This is a genomic window from Rhodococcus sp. 4CII, assembly GCF_014256275.1.
GTDB classification, from domain to species: domain Bacteria; phylum Actinomycetota; class Actinomycetes; order Mycobacteriales; family Mycobacteriaceae; genus Rhodococcus_F; species Rhodococcus_F wratislaviensis_A.
In genome coordinates, this window is record NZ_JACCFE010000002.1 from 4,791,869 (window position 1) to 4,805,924 (window position 14,056).

At 67.7% G+C, this 14,056-nt stretch carries 12 protein-coding genes and 1 pseudogene; 5 read left to right on the plus strand and 8 right to left on the minus strand.

The features are described from left to right. The first annotated feature begins 111 nt into the window (after positions 1 to 111). From H0B43_RS22885 to H0B43_RS22905, 5 genes and pseudogenes are all read left to right on the plus strand, one after another. Complete coding sequence (locus H0B43_RS22885) at positions 112 to 1,632, plus strand: NCS1 family nucleobase:cation symporter-1 (protein ID WP_185725861.1); 1,521 nt, start codon at positions 112 to 114, stop codon at positions 1,630 to 1,632. A 12-nt stretch (positions 1,633 to 1,644) separates the two neighbouring features. Then, positions 1,645 to 2,370, plus strand: coding sequence for an aspartate/glutamate racemase family protein (locus H0B43_RS22890; RefSeq protein ID WP_185725860.1), 726 nt, complete (start codon positions 1,645 to 1,647; stop codon positions 2,368 to 2,370). A gap of 74 nt (positions 2,371 to 2,444) precedes the next feature. Continuing rightward, a pseudogene (locus tag H0B43_RS43225) lies at positions 2,445 to 2,564 on the plus strand (2-oxo acid dehydrogenase); the annotation flags it as partial. 18 nt (positions 2,565 to 2,582) lie between these two features. Then, the gene (gene pyk / locus H0B43_RS22900) at positions 2,583 to 4,055 is read left to right on the plus strand and encodes a pyruvate kinase (protein ID WP_185725859.1); all 1,473 of its coding nucleotides are present in this window, start codon (positions 2,583 to 2,585) and stop codon (positions 4,053 to 4,055) included. 133 nt (positions 4,056 to 4,188) lie between these two features. Beyond that, positions 4,189 to 6,372: a malate synthase G gene (locus tag H0B43_RS22905; RefSeq protein WP_185725858.1), complete on the plus strand. Its 2,184-nt coding sequence runs from the start codon at positions 4,189 to 4,191 to the stop codon at positions 6,370 to 6,372. A gap of 59 nt (positions 6,373 to 6,431) precedes the next feature. Here H0B43_RS22905 and H0B43_RS22910 read toward each other — a convergent pair whose 3' ends face one another. The 8 genes from H0B43_RS22910 to H0B43_RS22945 form a co-directional block, all read right to left on the minus strand. Beyond that, complete coding sequence (locus H0B43_RS22910; RefSeq protein WP_185725857.1) at positions 6,432 to 7,169, minus strand: anti-sigma factor; 738 nt, start codon at positions 7,167 to 7,169, stop codon at positions 6,432 to 6,434. After that, positions 7,162 to 7,740: a sigma-70 family RNA polymerase sigma factor gene (locus H0B43_RS22915; RefSeq protein WP_185725856.1), complete on the minus strand. Its 579-nt coding sequence runs from the start codon at positions 7,738 to 7,740 to the stop codon at positions 7,162 to 7,164. Before H0B43_RS22915 ends, H0B43_RS22910 begins: the two co-directional genes overlap by 8 nt. Before the next feature lie 98 nt (positions 7,741 to 7,838). Further along, positions 7,839 to 8,639: a DUF1295 domain-containing protein gene (locus tag H0B43_RS22920; protein WP_185725855.1), complete on the minus strand. Its 801-nt coding sequence runs from the start codon at positions 8,637 to 8,639 to the stop codon at positions 7,839 to 7,841. Next, positions 8,636 to 9,940, minus strand: coding sequence for a class I SAM-dependent methyltransferase (locus H0B43_RS22925; RefSeq protein ID WP_185725854.1), 1,305 nt, complete (start codon positions 9,938 to 9,940; stop codon positions 8,636 to 8,638). Before H0B43_RS22925 ends, H0B43_RS22920 begins: the two co-directional genes overlap by 4 nt. Beyond that, positions 9,937 to 11,325, minus strand: a complete 1,389-nt coding sequence (locus H0B43_RS22930) for a class I SAM-dependent methyltransferase (RefSeq protein WP_185725853.1) — start codon at positions 11,323 to 11,325, stop codon at positions 9,937 to 9,939. Before H0B43_RS22930 ends, H0B43_RS22925 begins: the two co-directional genes overlap by 4 nt. Continuing rightward, positions 11,322 to 12,062 (minus strand): DUF1365 family protein, encoded by a 741-nt coding sequence (locus tag H0B43_RS22935; protein ID WP_185725852.1) that lies wholly within the window; start codon positions 12,060 to 12,062, stop codon positions 11,322 to 11,324. The genes H0B43_RS22930 and H0B43_RS22935 overlap by 4 nt, the downstream gene beginning before the upstream one ends. After that, the gene (locus H0B43_RS22940) at positions 12,059 to 13,399 is read right to left on the minus strand and encodes an NAD(P)/FAD-dependent oxidoreductase (RefSeq protein WP_185725851.1); all 1,341 of its coding nucleotides are present in this window, start codon (positions 13,397 to 13,399) and stop codon (positions 12,059 to 12,061) included. The genes H0B43_RS22935 and H0B43_RS22940 overlap by 4 nt, the downstream gene beginning before the upstream one ends. Further along, positions 13,392 to 14,039 carry a dienelactone hydrolase family protein gene (locus H0B43_RS22945; protein WP_185725850.1) on the minus strand — a complete coding sequence of 216 codons (648 nt, stop codon included), beginning with the start codon at positions 14,037 to 14,039 and terminating at the stop codon, positions 13,392 to 13,394. The genes H0B43_RS22940 and H0B43_RS22945 overlap by 8 nt, the downstream gene beginning before the upstream one ends. Between the last annotated feature and the right edge of the window lie 17 nt (positions 14,040 to 14,056).

A 14,056-nucleotide genomic window follows, 5' to 3' on the forward strand; every position in this document is an offset into this window, starting at 1 on the left:
TCCTGCGGAAATCATTGACCGCCACTGTTGCCTGGCTCACACTTGAGGAGACCAATGGAACAAGCTTTCCGTGATACGGAAGTTCGTTCGTCGCCACGCAAGGACAGGCACATGCTCATAGACGACACAGTCTCGCGGCACACCACCGTCGACCACTCTGCCCCCGCCGGTCGTCTCACGACGACGAGTCCGAAACTCTACAACGCGGACCTGGCACCGACGAAGGCCGCAGGCCGTCGCTGGGGTTCGTACAGCATCTTCACGCTGTGGACCAACGACGTCCACAACATCGCCAACTACTCGTTCGCGATCGGCCTGTTCGCGCTCGGGCTCGGCGGCGGCCACATGATCCTGTCGCTCATGATCGGCGCGGTCATCGTCTGTGCCGCGATGACGTACGCAGGATTCATGGGGCAGAAGACGGGCGTGCCGTTCCCTGTGATGAGCCGGATCAGTTTCGGCATCCGCGGCGCCCAGATCCCCGCGATCGTTCGCGCGGTCATCGCGATCGTCTGGTTCGGAATTCAGACCTACCTGGCGTCGATCGTCTTCCGGATCTTCCTCGTTGCCGTCGCGCCCTCGCTCGACCGCTTCGACCAGAATTCGATCCTCGGACTGTCCAGCCTCGGATGGATCTGCTTCATCGGAATCTGGGCGATCCAGATCGTCGTCCTCATCTACGGGATGGAGGCGGTGCGTCGCTTCGAGAGCCTCGCAGGGCCGCTGATCCTCGTCACGGTCGGCTCCCTCGCCCTGTGGATGCTGTTCCGCACCAACTTCTCCATCGCCTGGGCGTCCGATCAGCCGGCCTCCGGCGGCGAGATGTGGCGGCAGGTGTTCGCGGGCGCGGCCCTGTGGATGTCGATCTACGGCACCCTGATCCTCAACTTCTGCGACTTCTCGCGGCGCTCCCCGTCGAAGTCGGCCGTCGTGCGCGGCAACTTCTGGGGCCTGTTCGTCAACGTTCTCGCGTTCGTCGTTATCGCATTCATCCTGTGCGGCGCCCAGTTCCGGATCGACGGGACGATCATCGACAGCCCCACCGACATCGTCGCGGCGATCCCCAGCACCCTGTTCCTGTCGCTGGCCTGCCTCGCCCTCGTCATCGTCACGATGGCCGTCAACGTGATGGCGAACTTCGTCGCACCGTCCTACGTCCTGTCGAACCTCGCTCCCGAGAAGATCGGCTTCCGCAAGGCCGGCATCATCAGCGCCTGCATCGGCGTGGTCCTGCTGCCCTGGAATCTGTACGACAGCCCGGTGGTGATCAACTACTTCCTCGGTGGCCTCGGCGCCGTCCTCGGCCCGCTGTTCGGCATCATCTTCGTCGACTACTGGTTCATCCGCCGCACCAAGGTCGACGTACCCGCGCTCTACTCGGACAGCCCGACCGGAACCTACTACTACCACAAGGGGTTCAACCTGCGGGCGATCTATGCTCTCGTTCCCGCCGCCTTCGTCGGCACCCTGTTCGCGATCGTCCCCGCCTTCCATCTCATCGCCCCCTTCTCCTGGTTCATCGGAGCGGGCCTGGCGGCAGCCATCTACGCGGTCGTCGGCGACCGCACCCGGCAGTACGTGGACGTGTCCGGCGAGTCGATCGCCGTGGACAGCGGCCACGGCGACCACTGACAGGAGATTTCGATGCGCATTCTCGTCGTCAACGTCAACACCACCACCTCCATCACGGACGCCATCGCCAAGCAGGCCGAGGCCGTTGCCGCACAAGGCACCGAGATCGTCGGGCTCACACCGGAGATCGGTGCGGAATCGGTCGAAGGGAATTTCGAGAGCTACCTCGCCGCGATCGCGGTGATGGACCGGGTGCGGTCGTACCCGAAACCCTACGACGCCGTGATCCAGGCCGGCTACGGCGAACACGGCCGGGAAGGCCTGCAGGAACTGCTCGAGGTCCCCGTCGTCGACATCACCGAGGCGTCGGCGAGCATCGCAATGATGCTGGGACACAAGTACTCCGTGGTCACCACCCTCGACCGCACCGTCCCGCTCATCGAAGACCGGCTCCGGCTCGCGGGCCTCGACACCAAGTGTGCGAGTGTCCGCGCGAGCGGCCTGCCCGTGCTCGCGCTGGAATCCGATCCCGAGGCCGCGATCGAGGCGATCGTCGACGAGGCCGAAGCCGCTGTGCGCGAAGACAAGGCGGAGGTGATCTGCCTCGGCTGCGGCGGAATGGCGGGCCTCGACGACCGAATCCGGGACCGCACCGGCGTTCCGGTGGTCGACGGCGTCAGTGCGGCTGTGAAATTGGCGGAATCTCTTGTAGGGTTGGGGCTCTCGACTTCGAAGGTGCGAACGTACGCGCCCCCGCGACCCAAGCGGATCACCGGATGGCCGCTGGCGAAGCCGTAGTCATTTCCACCGCCTCCACCCCGGGCGGATCCCACGGCTCCCGACCCCGCGCTCGCAGCGATGGAGTATCCCTCGGATTCTCCGACACCCGCCCCGCCGCCCGCCGGTACTTCAGCGTCGACGCCGCCAACCGGTACCGCATCGACGACGTCCGCGCCGCCGCCGTGTCCTACACGGACACCGGAAGCGCCTAGAGGAGAACTGAAAAACTCATGACTGCAACAGTGTCCGAAACATTTGCCGATCCCGTTCCGCAGGCGCCCGCGTCGGCGAGACGCACGAAGATCGTCTGCACCCTCGGGCCCGCGACGGCGAGCGGCGACCGCATCCGCGAACTCGTCGACAGCGGAATGGACATCGCCCGGCTCAACTTCAGCCACGGCGACCATTCCGACCACGAGGCGAACTACCTCCGGGTGCGGGGCGCCTCCGAACACACCGGACGGGCGGTGGGCATCCTCGCCGACCTACAGGGGCCGAAGATCAGATTGGGGCGCTTCGCCGAAGGCGGCACCGTCTGGGCCGACGGCGACATCGTGCGGATCACCGTCGACGACTGCGAGGGCACCTCCGACCGGGTGTCCACCACCTACAAGCAGTTGGCCGAAGACGCCAGGCCGGGCGACCGGTTGCTCGTCGACGACGGCAAGCTCGGGCTGATCGTCACCGAGGTCGACGGCAACGACGTGGTGTGCCGGGTCACCGAGGGAGGACCGGTCAGCAACAACAAGGGTGTGTCGCTGCCCGGGATGAACGTCTCGGTTCCGGCCCTGTCGGACAAGGACATCGCCGACCTCGAATTCGCCCTGCGCCTCGGCGTCGACCTGATCGCGCTGTCGTTCGTGCGATCCGCGGCCGACATCGACCTCGTCCATGCCGTGATGGACCGCGTCGGCCGCAGGATCCCGGTGATCGCGAAACTCGAGAAACCGGAGGCCGTCGACAACCTCGAGGCGATCGTGCGCGCGTTCGACGCGGTGATGGTCGCCCGCGGCGATCTGGGCGTCGAACTTCCCCTCGAACAGGTGCCGCTCGCCCAGAAACGGGCCATCCAGGTCGCCCGCGAGAACGCGAAACCGGTGATCGTCGCGACGCAGATGCTCGAATCGATGATCGAGAATTCGCGGCCCACCCGCGCGGAGGCGTCCGATGTGGCCAACGCCGTCCTCGACGGCGCCGACGCCGTCATGCTGTCGGGCGAGACGTCCGTCGGCAAACACGTGATGGAGACGGTCCGCACCATGGCCCGCATCATCGGTGCGGTGGAGGAGAAATCCACGCACGTTCCGCCACTGGGACATGTGCCCCGCACGAAGGGCGGAGTCCTGTCCTACGCGGCCCGCGACATCGGGGAGCGACTGGGTGCCGCGGCACTCGTCGCGTTCACTCAGTCCGGGGACACGGTGCGCCGGCTCGCACGGCTGCACACCCCGCTGCCGTTGCTGGCGTTCACCCCGCGCCCGGAGGTGCGTGCCCAACTCGCACTGACCTGGGGGACGGAGACGTTCCTGGTCGAACCTGTCGAATCGACCGACCAGATGATCCACCAGGTCGACCACGCGCTGCTCGGCCTGGGCCGGTACCAGCGGGGCGACCTGGTCGTCATCGTGGCGGGATCACCGCCGGGCACGATCGGATCGACCAACCTGATTCACGTGCACCGAATCGGCGAGGAAGACCACTGATCGGTGGTGACGCGCAACAGTACGACCGTCCGCTATTGACAGAACGCGAGAGACACGGTTTTCTCTATGTCAAGATACGAAACTGCGTTTTCGCATCGTGGAAGTTTTGCCAAGTGCGGAAGGTGAGTCATTCATGACTGAGCGTGTTGAGGTCGGCGGTCTGCAGGTCGCGAAGGTGCTCTACGACTTCGTGAACGAGGAGGCGTTGCCGGGGACCGGGATCGACGTCGACGGGTTCTGGTCGGGTGCGGTGAAGGTGTTCGACGACCTGGCGCCGAGGAACCGGGCGCTGCTCGCCACCCGCGACGACCTGCAGGCGCGGATCGACACCTGGCACCGCGACCGGGCCGGGCAGCCGATCGACCCGGCCGAGTACCGGGCGTTTCTGACCGAGATCGGGTACCTGGTGCCCGAACCGGCCCCGTTCACGGTGTCCACGGCGAACGTGGACACGGAGATCACTTCCACCGCCGGCCCGCAGCTGGTGGTCCCGGTCCTCAACGCCCGCTTCGCCCTCAACGCCTCCAACGCCCGCTGGGGGTCGCTGTACGACGCCCTGTACGGCACCAACGCCATCCCCGAGGACGGTGGCGCGGAGCCGGGCAGCTCGTACAACAAGGTCCGCGGCGACCGGGTCATCGCCTGGGCCCGGCGGTTCCTCGACACCGCCGCCCCCCTGACCGCCGGGTCGCACGCCGACGCCGTCCGCTACACCGTCGACGGCACCACCCTGGCGGTGGAGCTGGCCGACGGCACGGTCACCGGGCTGGCGGAGCCGGGCAAGTTCGTCGGCTACCTCGGCGACCCCACCGCCCCCACCAGTGTGTTGTTGCGCAATCACGGGTTGCACGCGGAAATCGTGATCGACCCCACCTCCCCGATCGGATCCACGGATGCGGCCGGGGTCAAGGATGTGGTGCTCGAGTCCGCGGTCACCACCATCATGGACTTCGAGGACTCCGTCGCCGCCGTCGACGCCGACGACAAGGTGGTCGGCTACCGCAACTGGCTCGGTCTCAACCGCGGGGATCTGACCGAGGAGCTGACCAAGGGTGGGAAGGCGTTCACCCGCCGCCTCAACCCGGACCGCACCTACACCGCCCCGGACGGGTCCGAGCTGACCCTGCACGGGCGGTCGCTGCTGTTCGTCCGCAACGTCGGGCATCTGATGAGCACCCCGGCGATCCTGCACGCGGACGGCACCGAGGTCCCCGAGGGCATCCTCGACGCCCTGCTCACCTCCCTGTGCGCGATCCACGGACTCGGCAAGTCCGAGGCGACGGGGCCGTGGGACAACTCCCGCACCGGGTCGATCTACATCGTCAAACCCAAACAGCACGGCCCCGACGAGGTCGCGTTCACCACCGAACTGTTCGGCCGCGTCGAGCAGGTCCTCGGGCTGCCCGCCAACACCCTCAAGGTCGGCATCATGGACGAGGAACGGCGCACCACCGTCAACCTCGCCGCCTGCATCAAGGAGGCCGCCGAGCGGGTGGTGTTCATCAACACCGGGTTCCTCGACCGCACCGGCGACGAGATCCACACCTCGATGGAGGCCGGGCCGATGATCCGCAAGGCCGAGATGAAACAGCAGACCTGGATCACCGCCTACGAGGACTGGAACGTCGACGTCGGCCTGGCCTGCGGCCTGCAGGGCAAGGCGCAGATCGGCAAGGGCATGTGGGCGATGACCGAACTGATGGCCGAGATGCTCGAGCAGAAGATCGGCCACCCCAAGGCCGGCGCGAACACCGCCTGGGTGCCGTCCCCGACCGGGGCCACCCTGCACGCCACCCACTACCACCAGGTCGACGTGTTCGCCGTCCAAGACCGGCTCGAGGGCACCCGGCGGGCCACCCTCGACCAGATCCTGACCATCCCGCTGGCCCCGGACACCGACTGGACCGAGACCGAGAAGCAGGAGGAACTCGACAACAACTGCCAGTCCATCCTCGGCTACGTGGTCCGCTGGATCGACGCCGGCGTCGGCTGCTCCAAGGTCCCCGACATCCACGACGTCGCCCTGATGGAGGACCGCGCCACCCTCCGCATCTCCTCCCAGCTGCTCGCCAACTGGATCCGGCACGGTGTGGTCACCGCCGAGCAGGTCGTGGCCTCACTGCAACGGATGGCCCCGATCGTGGACCGGCAGAACCAGGACGACCCGACCTACCGGCCGCTGGCCCCGGACTTCGACACCAACATCGCCTTCCAGGCCGCCAAGGAACTCATCCTCGACGGCACCAACCAACCGTCGGGCTACACCGAACCGATCCTGCACCGCCGCCGCCGCGAATACAAAGCCGCCAACGCCTGACAGGTAGTTCCCGATGTGAGTGGCGAAGTGTCCCCCCGGGACGCTTCGCCACTCACGTATCAGGTGAGGTTGACCGTCGCGAAGATGTCGCCGGTGGGCTGGGTGGAACCGCCGGGCGGCTCCACGCTGAACCCGAGCGCGGTCGACTGGTCGATGTCGTTCACGACCGCCGTCGTCGACGGCGCGACGTCGTCGGCTTCCATGACTCCCGCGGATACCGGCTCGTGTGTCGGTCCGAGCAGCCATATTTGGTACGCCGAACCCGGCGCCGGCGGCGGGACGTCGTTCATCACCAGCACGCCGGCGTCGACTTCCTTGGAGAACACTACGGTGGCCGAACCGCCACCGGCGATCGGTGCGACCGCTGTGCGGACGTCGTCGGCCGCGAGGATCTGCGCCGGCACGGGCTGGCCCTCCTCGCTCTGCAGTTGCTGGGCGACGGTGATGCCGCCGACGGCGAGGACGACCACCGCGGCCGCCGCACCCAGGGCGGTCAGGAGGCGCTTGCGCTTACGCGCCCGGGCCGCGTCCAGCGATACCGGTGCGGGCGCAGCAGTGGTCTCGGGCAGGGCGTCCAGGATCCGCCCGAGCAGGTGCGCGGGCGGATCGACCGCGGTGGACGCAGACTGGGCGGCCATCGTCTCGTGCACGCCGCGTACCGCGATGTCGAATTCGCGGCGCATGTGGGGTGGTGCCTGGCGCACGGCGGCGTCGATGTCGAGGCGCTGCTGATCGTCGACGGCGTCGAGTGCGTACACCTGAGCGAGGTCGAGGATGTCGGGCTGGGACTCATCCATCGAACTGCACCCCCAGACATTGCTTGAGCCGGATCAATCCGTCTCGAATTCGTGATTTCACTGTGGGAAGCGCCACGGACAGCCGCTCCGACACCTCGCGGTACGTCAGCCCTCCGTAATAGGCGAGGACCACCGTTCTCTGCTGGACTTCGGTGAGCGTGCCGAGGCAGTCGACGACGTCGCTGGTATCGCCTCGACGGGTGACTTCCTCCGACACGGCGTCGAACGGTCCGTACCAACTCGAGGCGCCGTAGGCGGCTTCGCGTTCGGAGCCCGACTGCTCGGACCGCACCCGGTCGACGGCGCGGCGGTGCGCCAGGGTGATCAGCCACGACAACGGCGACCCCTGCTTGGGATCGAACTTCGCGGCGTTGTTCCAGACCTGCAGGTACACCTCTTGGGTGGTTTCCTCGCTGTATCCGGGATCGCGCAGGACCCGCAGCACCATGCCGTACACCCGCGTGCTGGTGCGTTCGTAGAAGTCGCTGAAGGCATCTCGCTCGCCGTTCGCGATCCGCGCCAGCAACGCCGTCAGCGTCACGTTCTCCGTGTCCCTGTCGACGCCGGTCATCGGCCCATTCCGTTCATCGACCCACAGCCTAATAGCAGGTCGTGGACGGTGTGACGAGGACCGGACCCGAGGCGGTGCGAGCGACGCCGGCACGGCGCTCACCGCTTCGGCGGCAAGGGCAGGAAGTAACTGGTTCGCTGCTGGTAGTCGGGGTAGCCGGGACGCTGCGACATCGACTTCTCGAGCAGCCTCGCCCCGGTCGCGAACACCAGGAAGTAGGTCATGACAATGGGAGAGAGCACGGTGACGGGCCCGGGCCACACGCTCGCGGAGATCAGCCACAACCCCCACCACACGCAGGAATCACCGAAATAGTTCGGGTGCCGCGTCCACGCCCACAGGCCGACGTCCATGATCTCGCCCTTGTTGGCAGGGTCCGCCTTGAACTGCTTCAGCTGGTGGTCGCCGACGGCCTCGAACACCACACCCACCACCCACAGGACGACACCGAGCACCGCGACGACCATGGCGAAACCGGATGCGGGACCGAGGACGGCAGACACCTGCAGCGGCAGCGAGACGAACCACTGCGCGAGCCCCTGCGTGAGGAAGATCTTCCGGATCACGACCCCGGGCGAGTTCCCGCCGGCTCTCTCCAGCATCTCCTCGTAGCGCGGGTCTTCGCCCTTCCCGGCGGATTTGGCGTACATGTGCCAGGTCAGCCGCAGGCCCCACACCGCGACCAGCAAAACCATCAGCCAGCGGCGGAAAGCGTCGCCGTCGCCGATCAGGGCGGCGACGAGCGCCACCAGGACGAAGCCGAGACCCCAGGTGACGTCGACGACGTTGTAGCGACCGATCCGCCGGCCGACGAGGAACGTCGCGGCCTGGACGACGGCCAGCACCAGAACGCTCGCCGCGGTGACGGCGCCGAAGTGCGACCAGTCGAAGCCGTTCATCGGGGCACGCCGGATCGTGCGGAGCCGACCCGAACGGCGGGCATCAGGGACTGTCCCGCCGCAGTGGGCTTCACGGACAGGATCTGATCGACTCCCATGCGGCCCTGCGCGAAACTCATTCCGCCGCCGACGAGGTACAGCCGCCACACCCGGGCCGTCTCCAGCCCGACCATCGCGACCACGTCGTCCCAGCGGGACTCGAACTTCTCCCGCCACGCGTCGACGGTCCAGACGTAGTGTTCGCGAAGCCCATGCACGTCGCGTACCTCGAGCCCGGCTCGTTCGAGGTACGCGACGCTCTCGCCGACGGGACGCATGGTCATGTCGGGAGCGATGAACGACTCGATGAACGGGCCGCCGCCGGGATGGCGTCCGGTGCGCGACATCTGCTGAATCAGCACCCGCGCACCGGGCTTCGCGTTGTCGTAGAGGGCCTGCGCGTACCGGGCGTAGTTCTTCTCGCCCACGTGCTCACCCATTTCGAGGGAGGCGACGGCGTCGAACGGGCCGTCGGGGACCTCACGGTAATCCTGCAGACGGATCTCGACGCGGTCCTGCAACCCGCGCTCGGCGATCCGCGCGTCGATGAACGCCTTCTGCTCACGGGAGATGGTGACGCCGACGACATGTGCGCCGTATTCGGCTGCCGCGTGCAGACTCAGCGATCCCCAGCCGCAGCCGACGTCGAGCAGTCGCAAGCCGGGTTCGAGTCCGATCTTGCGGCACACCAGGTCGAGCTTGTCCCGCTGGGCGTCCTCGAGTCCGTAGTCCGAATCCTCCGGCGCCCCCGGCGCATTCCGGGTGAAATACGCGCACGAGTAGGCCATCTGCGGGTCCAGGACCAGCGCGTAGAAATCGTTGGAGAGATCGTAGTGATGGCTGATCGCGGCGCGGTCACGCAGCAGGCTGTGCAACCGGCCGCGGATGTTCGCCTGCGTGGCGGGTGCGGGCAGCGGCCCGCCCACCACGCCCAGCTTCGCGGCGACCCGCAGCACCTTCGCGATCATCGCGGGGCTCGGCCGGACTCCGGTGAGTCCGCGTTCGCGCGCCACCGCCCATACGTGTGCCAGGGCCTCGCCGAGGTCGCCCTCGACGTCGATCTCACCCGTCACGTAGGCCTGCGCGGCCCCGAGTTCACCCGGGCTCCACAGCAATCGGCGCAGCGCGTCGGGACTTCGGAGCACCACCCGGGGCGCCGTCGACGGTCCGGCGGTGCTGCCGTCCCATGCGGTCAGATGCACCGGCAGTTCGCCGCGGACGAGCGGACGCAACGCCTTGTCGAGTTCGGCGGCAACGGTCACGGTCGGGCTCCCGACTTGTCGAGGACGAGCTGTTGGACGTCGATGTACCCCGACCGGAAGCCGGCCTCCGAGTAGCAGAGGTAGAAGTGCCACATGCGACGGAACGTCTCGTCGAATCCGAGTGCCTCCGCCTGCGTACTGTGCGCGGCGAACCGCTCCTTCCACAGCCGGAGCGTCTCCGCGTAGTGCTGCCCCATGCTCAGCCGCTCCCGCACCCGCAGCGACGTGTGCTCGGCGGTGATCGACTCGATGGCCTCGGTCGACGGCAGGAATCCGCCCGGGAAGATGTACTTGTGCACCCAGGTGTAGGTGTTGCGGGTCTGCAGCATCCGATCGTGCGGCATGGTGATCGCCTGCAGCGCAATCTTTCCGCCCGGTGCGAGGAGCGTGTCGAGCACCCGGAAGTAGGTGGCCCAGTACTGGTGCCCGACGGCTTCGATCATCTCGACCGAGACGATCGCGTCGTACTCGCCGTCCACGTTGCGGTAGTCGAGCAGATCGATCTGCACGGAGTCCGAGTGCCCGGCCTCCGCGACCCGCCGCCGGGCCAGGCTCTGCTGTTCGCTCGACAACGTCACCGAGCGGACCACGGCGCCGCGTTCCGCCGCCCGGATGCACAGTTCGCCCCATCCGGTCCCGACCTCGAGCAGCCTGGTGCCCGCCCGGACGCCGGCCTCGTCGAGCAGCCGATCGATCTTGCGGTGCTGCGCCTCCGCGAAGTCCGACCAGGTCGGGGTGACCTGCGGGACGGGTGCCCGCAGGACCGTCACGTCCCGAACCTGCCCCACGCGGGTCGGTGTCGAGGAGAACACTGCGCTCGAGTACGTCAGCGTCTCGTCGAGGAACGTCTCGAACATCTCGTTGGACAGGTCGTAGTGCCGGGAGATGTTGGAGCGGGTGTTCTTCTCGGTGTTCCGTTCCTGTGCCGGGTGTTTCGCCACGTACAGTGCCCGCAACCGCTGCAGCGGCCGGGGGATCAGAGTCGCCATCCGCGAGGCGAACACGCTCAGCACCGCGGCCAGATCCGGCGACGTCCAGTCGCCGGCCATGTACGACTCGCCGAACCCGATGAGCCCGCCCGTCCCGACCCGCCGGGCGAACGCGTCGGGATTGCGGATGATCATGCGCGGCAGTATCTCCTGATCCCGGTGTGCACCCACCAGGGTGCCGTCGGGATACTCGATGCGGACGTCGAGGTCGGCGGCCGCGCGGCGGAACAGTCGGTCGGCGACCTTCGCCGACACCGCGGCGCGCGGGCCGGTCGGGACGTCGGCCAGCCCGGGCCAGATCCGGTTGTCGATCCGGGGGTCCTCGTCGGTGACGGCGAGATCGGCGGTGCTCACAGCAGGCGAACGGTCCATGTCGGTGTCCTTGTTCCTTCTCACTGAACTGTCTCCTTCTGACGGCCGTCGGGCCGAGCCATGACGGGGAGTCCGCGGGCCCACAACGTGATTCCCTGGATGCGGATTCGAGCCGACACCACGAGAGGTGCCAGGGGAGTGCGAAGTTGAGTCCTCAGGACCGTGCGGCGAGTGGCCGGCTGTCGCTTCCCTCGGACCGTCGCGGTGAACGGGGCGTGCCCGTCCCGGTGCAGCACCACGTTCAGGGACAGCGTGTCGCCGGGTTCGGGGAATCGCATGTCGTAGCGGCCGCCGACGTCGTTGAACGGGGAGACGTAGAACTGCTTGTCCACCTCGGCCCGGTCGCTGCCGTCGGGCCGGATCAGGTACGCGTGCCGCTGACCGTACGTGTTGTGCACCTCGGCGATGACACACCGCAGGTTGCCGTCGGTGCCGTGGCACCAGTACACGCTGAGCGGATTGAACACGTAGCCGAGCACCCGCGCGTTGAGGAGGGACGTCACCCGTCCGCCGCGGAGGTCGACGCCGCGGGCGGCGAGGAATGCATCCACCCGGGTGCGCAGCGTGTCGTCGCCCGTGGCGAGGTTGGCCTCGAAGTGGTCCTCGGCGCGGAAGCGGGCGAACGGCCGCAGCCATCGGGGGAGACGGGGCAGGTCGTCGACGTCTACGTACCAGCTGTAGCTCGAGTACTCGAACGTGTTGCGGACCGGCTCGGTGCGCGCGTGCCGGATCCGCGTCGAGTAGATCGCCGGCGCGGTCACGACACCGTCTCCCGCTCGTGCCGTCGTCCGGCCCGTGCGTCCCACGACCTGCCGATCCGCTCGGCGGCGCGCAGCCCCGAGAGCGCCCCGTCCTCGTGAAAGCCCCAGCCGTGGTATGCGCCCGCGAACGCGAACGTCTCGGAACCGAGTTCACCCAACTGTTTCTGTGCGGTAACGGAATCGGGTGTGTAGACGGGGTGTTCGTACGTCATCTCGGCGAGAACCGTCGACGGGTCGACCAGGTGCTTCCCGCCGAGAGTGACGAGGAACCGCCGGTCGCGCACCGTGTCCAGGCGCATGAGCCGGGTCATGTCGTAGGTGACGATCACACCCGACGCGTCGGTGCTGTCGGCGGGAGTCAGGTAGTTCCAGGACGCGCGGGCGTTCTCCGCGCGGGGCAGCAGCGAGTCGTCGGTGTGGAGTTGGGCGTGGTTCACCGAATACGGCATGGCCCCGAGGACCTCCGCCTCGAGTTCCGACGCGTCGACGAGCATCGCGAGCGCCTGGCGGGGGTGCACGGCCACCACCACGGCGTCGAAGTACCGGACGTCGCCGCGGCCGTCGACGACGCATGCGCCGCCGTCGGGGGTGCGTTCCACTTGCTGGACAGGGGTTCCGAGGAGGATCTCGTCGAGGTGCGCCGCCACTTTCTCGACGTAGCGGGCCGAGCCGCCGCTGATCGTGCGCCAGGTGGGGGATCCGAACACGGTGAGCATCCCGTGGTGATCGAGGAAGGTGAACAGGTAACGGGCCGGGTAGTGGGCGGCGGTCGTGGGATCGCACGACCACACCGCCGCGACCAACGGCGTCATGAAGTTCTCGACGAAGTACGCGCTGAAACCGTTGCGGCTCAGGAACTCGCCCAGCGATTCCAGTGTGCCGACGTCGCCGGCGGGGGTGTCGAGGACTGCGCGGGCGCAGCGGTGGAATCGGATGACCTCGCCGAGCATGCGCCAGTAGCGCGGCCGGGCCAGGGTGCGCGCCGTCGGGAACAGCCCTCGAATTCCCTTCGCGCCCGCGTACTCGAGTCCGTTCACGTCGGATCGGATCGACATCGACATGTCCGAATCCTGGGTGGCCACGTCGAGTTCGGCGAACAGGCGCAGCAGGGTGGGATAGGTGCGGTCGTTGTGCACGATGAAGCCCGTGTCGACGTCGACCTCCGCGCCCGAGTCGAGCGTCAGGTGGTGGGTGTGGGCGTGGCCGCCGAGACGGGTGTCGGCCTCGTAGAGCGTGACTCGGTCGTGGCGGGACAGAACGTAGGCGGCGGTCAAACCTGCGACGCCGCTGCCGATCACGGCGACGTTCCTGCGTTCGAGCTTCTCCGGATCAGGCATTGCGACCTGCTTTCTGGTCTGTCGATACGGGGATGACGCCCTCGGCGGCGAAGGCGTCGAGTACGAAATCGGCGGTGATCCGATGCCACCACCTGGGCCGGGTGAGCATGAAGTGGCCGGCCCCGGAGAGGGGGGTCCACGAGGCGTTCACTCCGCGGGCCAGTGCCCGTTCGGTCTGGAGCCGGGACGACGTCGGATCCGTCCACCGGTCGGCGGTGCCATGCGCGACCATCAGGCTGCGGTCGGCGGGCACCAGGTCGCCGTCCGAATCGGGCCACCAGGGTGCGAGCGCGGCGACCGCCCGGACGTTGTCGAGGGCGGCGAGGTGCGCGGCGACGCGGCCGCCCATCGAATGTCCGACGACGGCAACGGGGACGTCCCCGAACCGGAGCCGGGCCCGCTCGAGGGCGATCCGGGCGTCGTGAACGGGACTGTTCTCGGGCGCGTTCCATCCCCGGACCCGGTACTGCAACCGGTCCACGGCTATCCCGTGCCGCCCGAGCGTGCACCGCAGAGACCGGACCATCCAGGCCATCCGCAGATTCGACAGGTGCCAGAACCGTGAGGGCTCCGTGCTGCGAGGTTTTCCGCCGGGCAGCACGAGCACGTACGCAGGGGCGGGGGCTGAGCCTTTCTCCATATCAATTATTCGGAGCT

Excerpts from the sequence above, each read along its gene's own strand:
- H0B43_RS22885 (WP_185725861.1), top strand. The coding sequence starts at position 112 with ATGCTCATAGACGACACAGTCTCGCGGCACACCACCGTCGACCACTCT.
- H0B43_RS22890 (WP_185725860.1), top strand. The coding sequence starts at position 1,645 with ATGCGCATTCTCGTCGTCAACGTCAACACCACCACCTCCATCACGGAC.
- pyk (WP_185725859.1), top strand. The coding sequence starts at position 2,583 with ATGACTGCAACAGTGTCCGAAACATTTGCCGATCCCGTTCCGCAGGCG.
- H0B43_RS22905 (WP_185725858.1), top strand. The coding sequence starts at position 4,189 with ATGACTGAGCGTGTTGAGGTCGGCGGTCTGCAGGTCGCGAAGGTGCTC.
- H0B43_RS22910 (WP_185725857.1), bottom strand. The coding sequence starts at position 7,169 with ATGGATGAGTCCCAGCCCGACATCCTCGACCTCGCTCAGGTGTACGCA.
- H0B43_RS22915 (WP_185725856.1), bottom strand. The coding sequence starts at position 7,740 with ATGACCGGCGTCGACAGGGACACGGAGAACGTGACGCTGACGGCGTTG.
- H0B43_RS22920 (WP_185725855.1), bottom strand. The coding sequence starts at position 8,639 with ATGAACGGCTTCGACTGGTCGCACTTCGGCGCCGTCACCGCGGCGAGC.
- H0B43_RS22940 (WP_185725851.1), bottom strand. The coding sequence starts at position 13,399 with ATGCCTGATCCGGAGAAGCTCGAACGCAGGAACGTCGCCGTGATCGGC.
- H0B43_RS22945 (WP_185725850.1), bottom strand. The coding sequence starts at position 14,039 with ATGGAGAAAGGCTCAGCCCCCGCCCCTGCGTACGTGCTCGTGCTGCCC.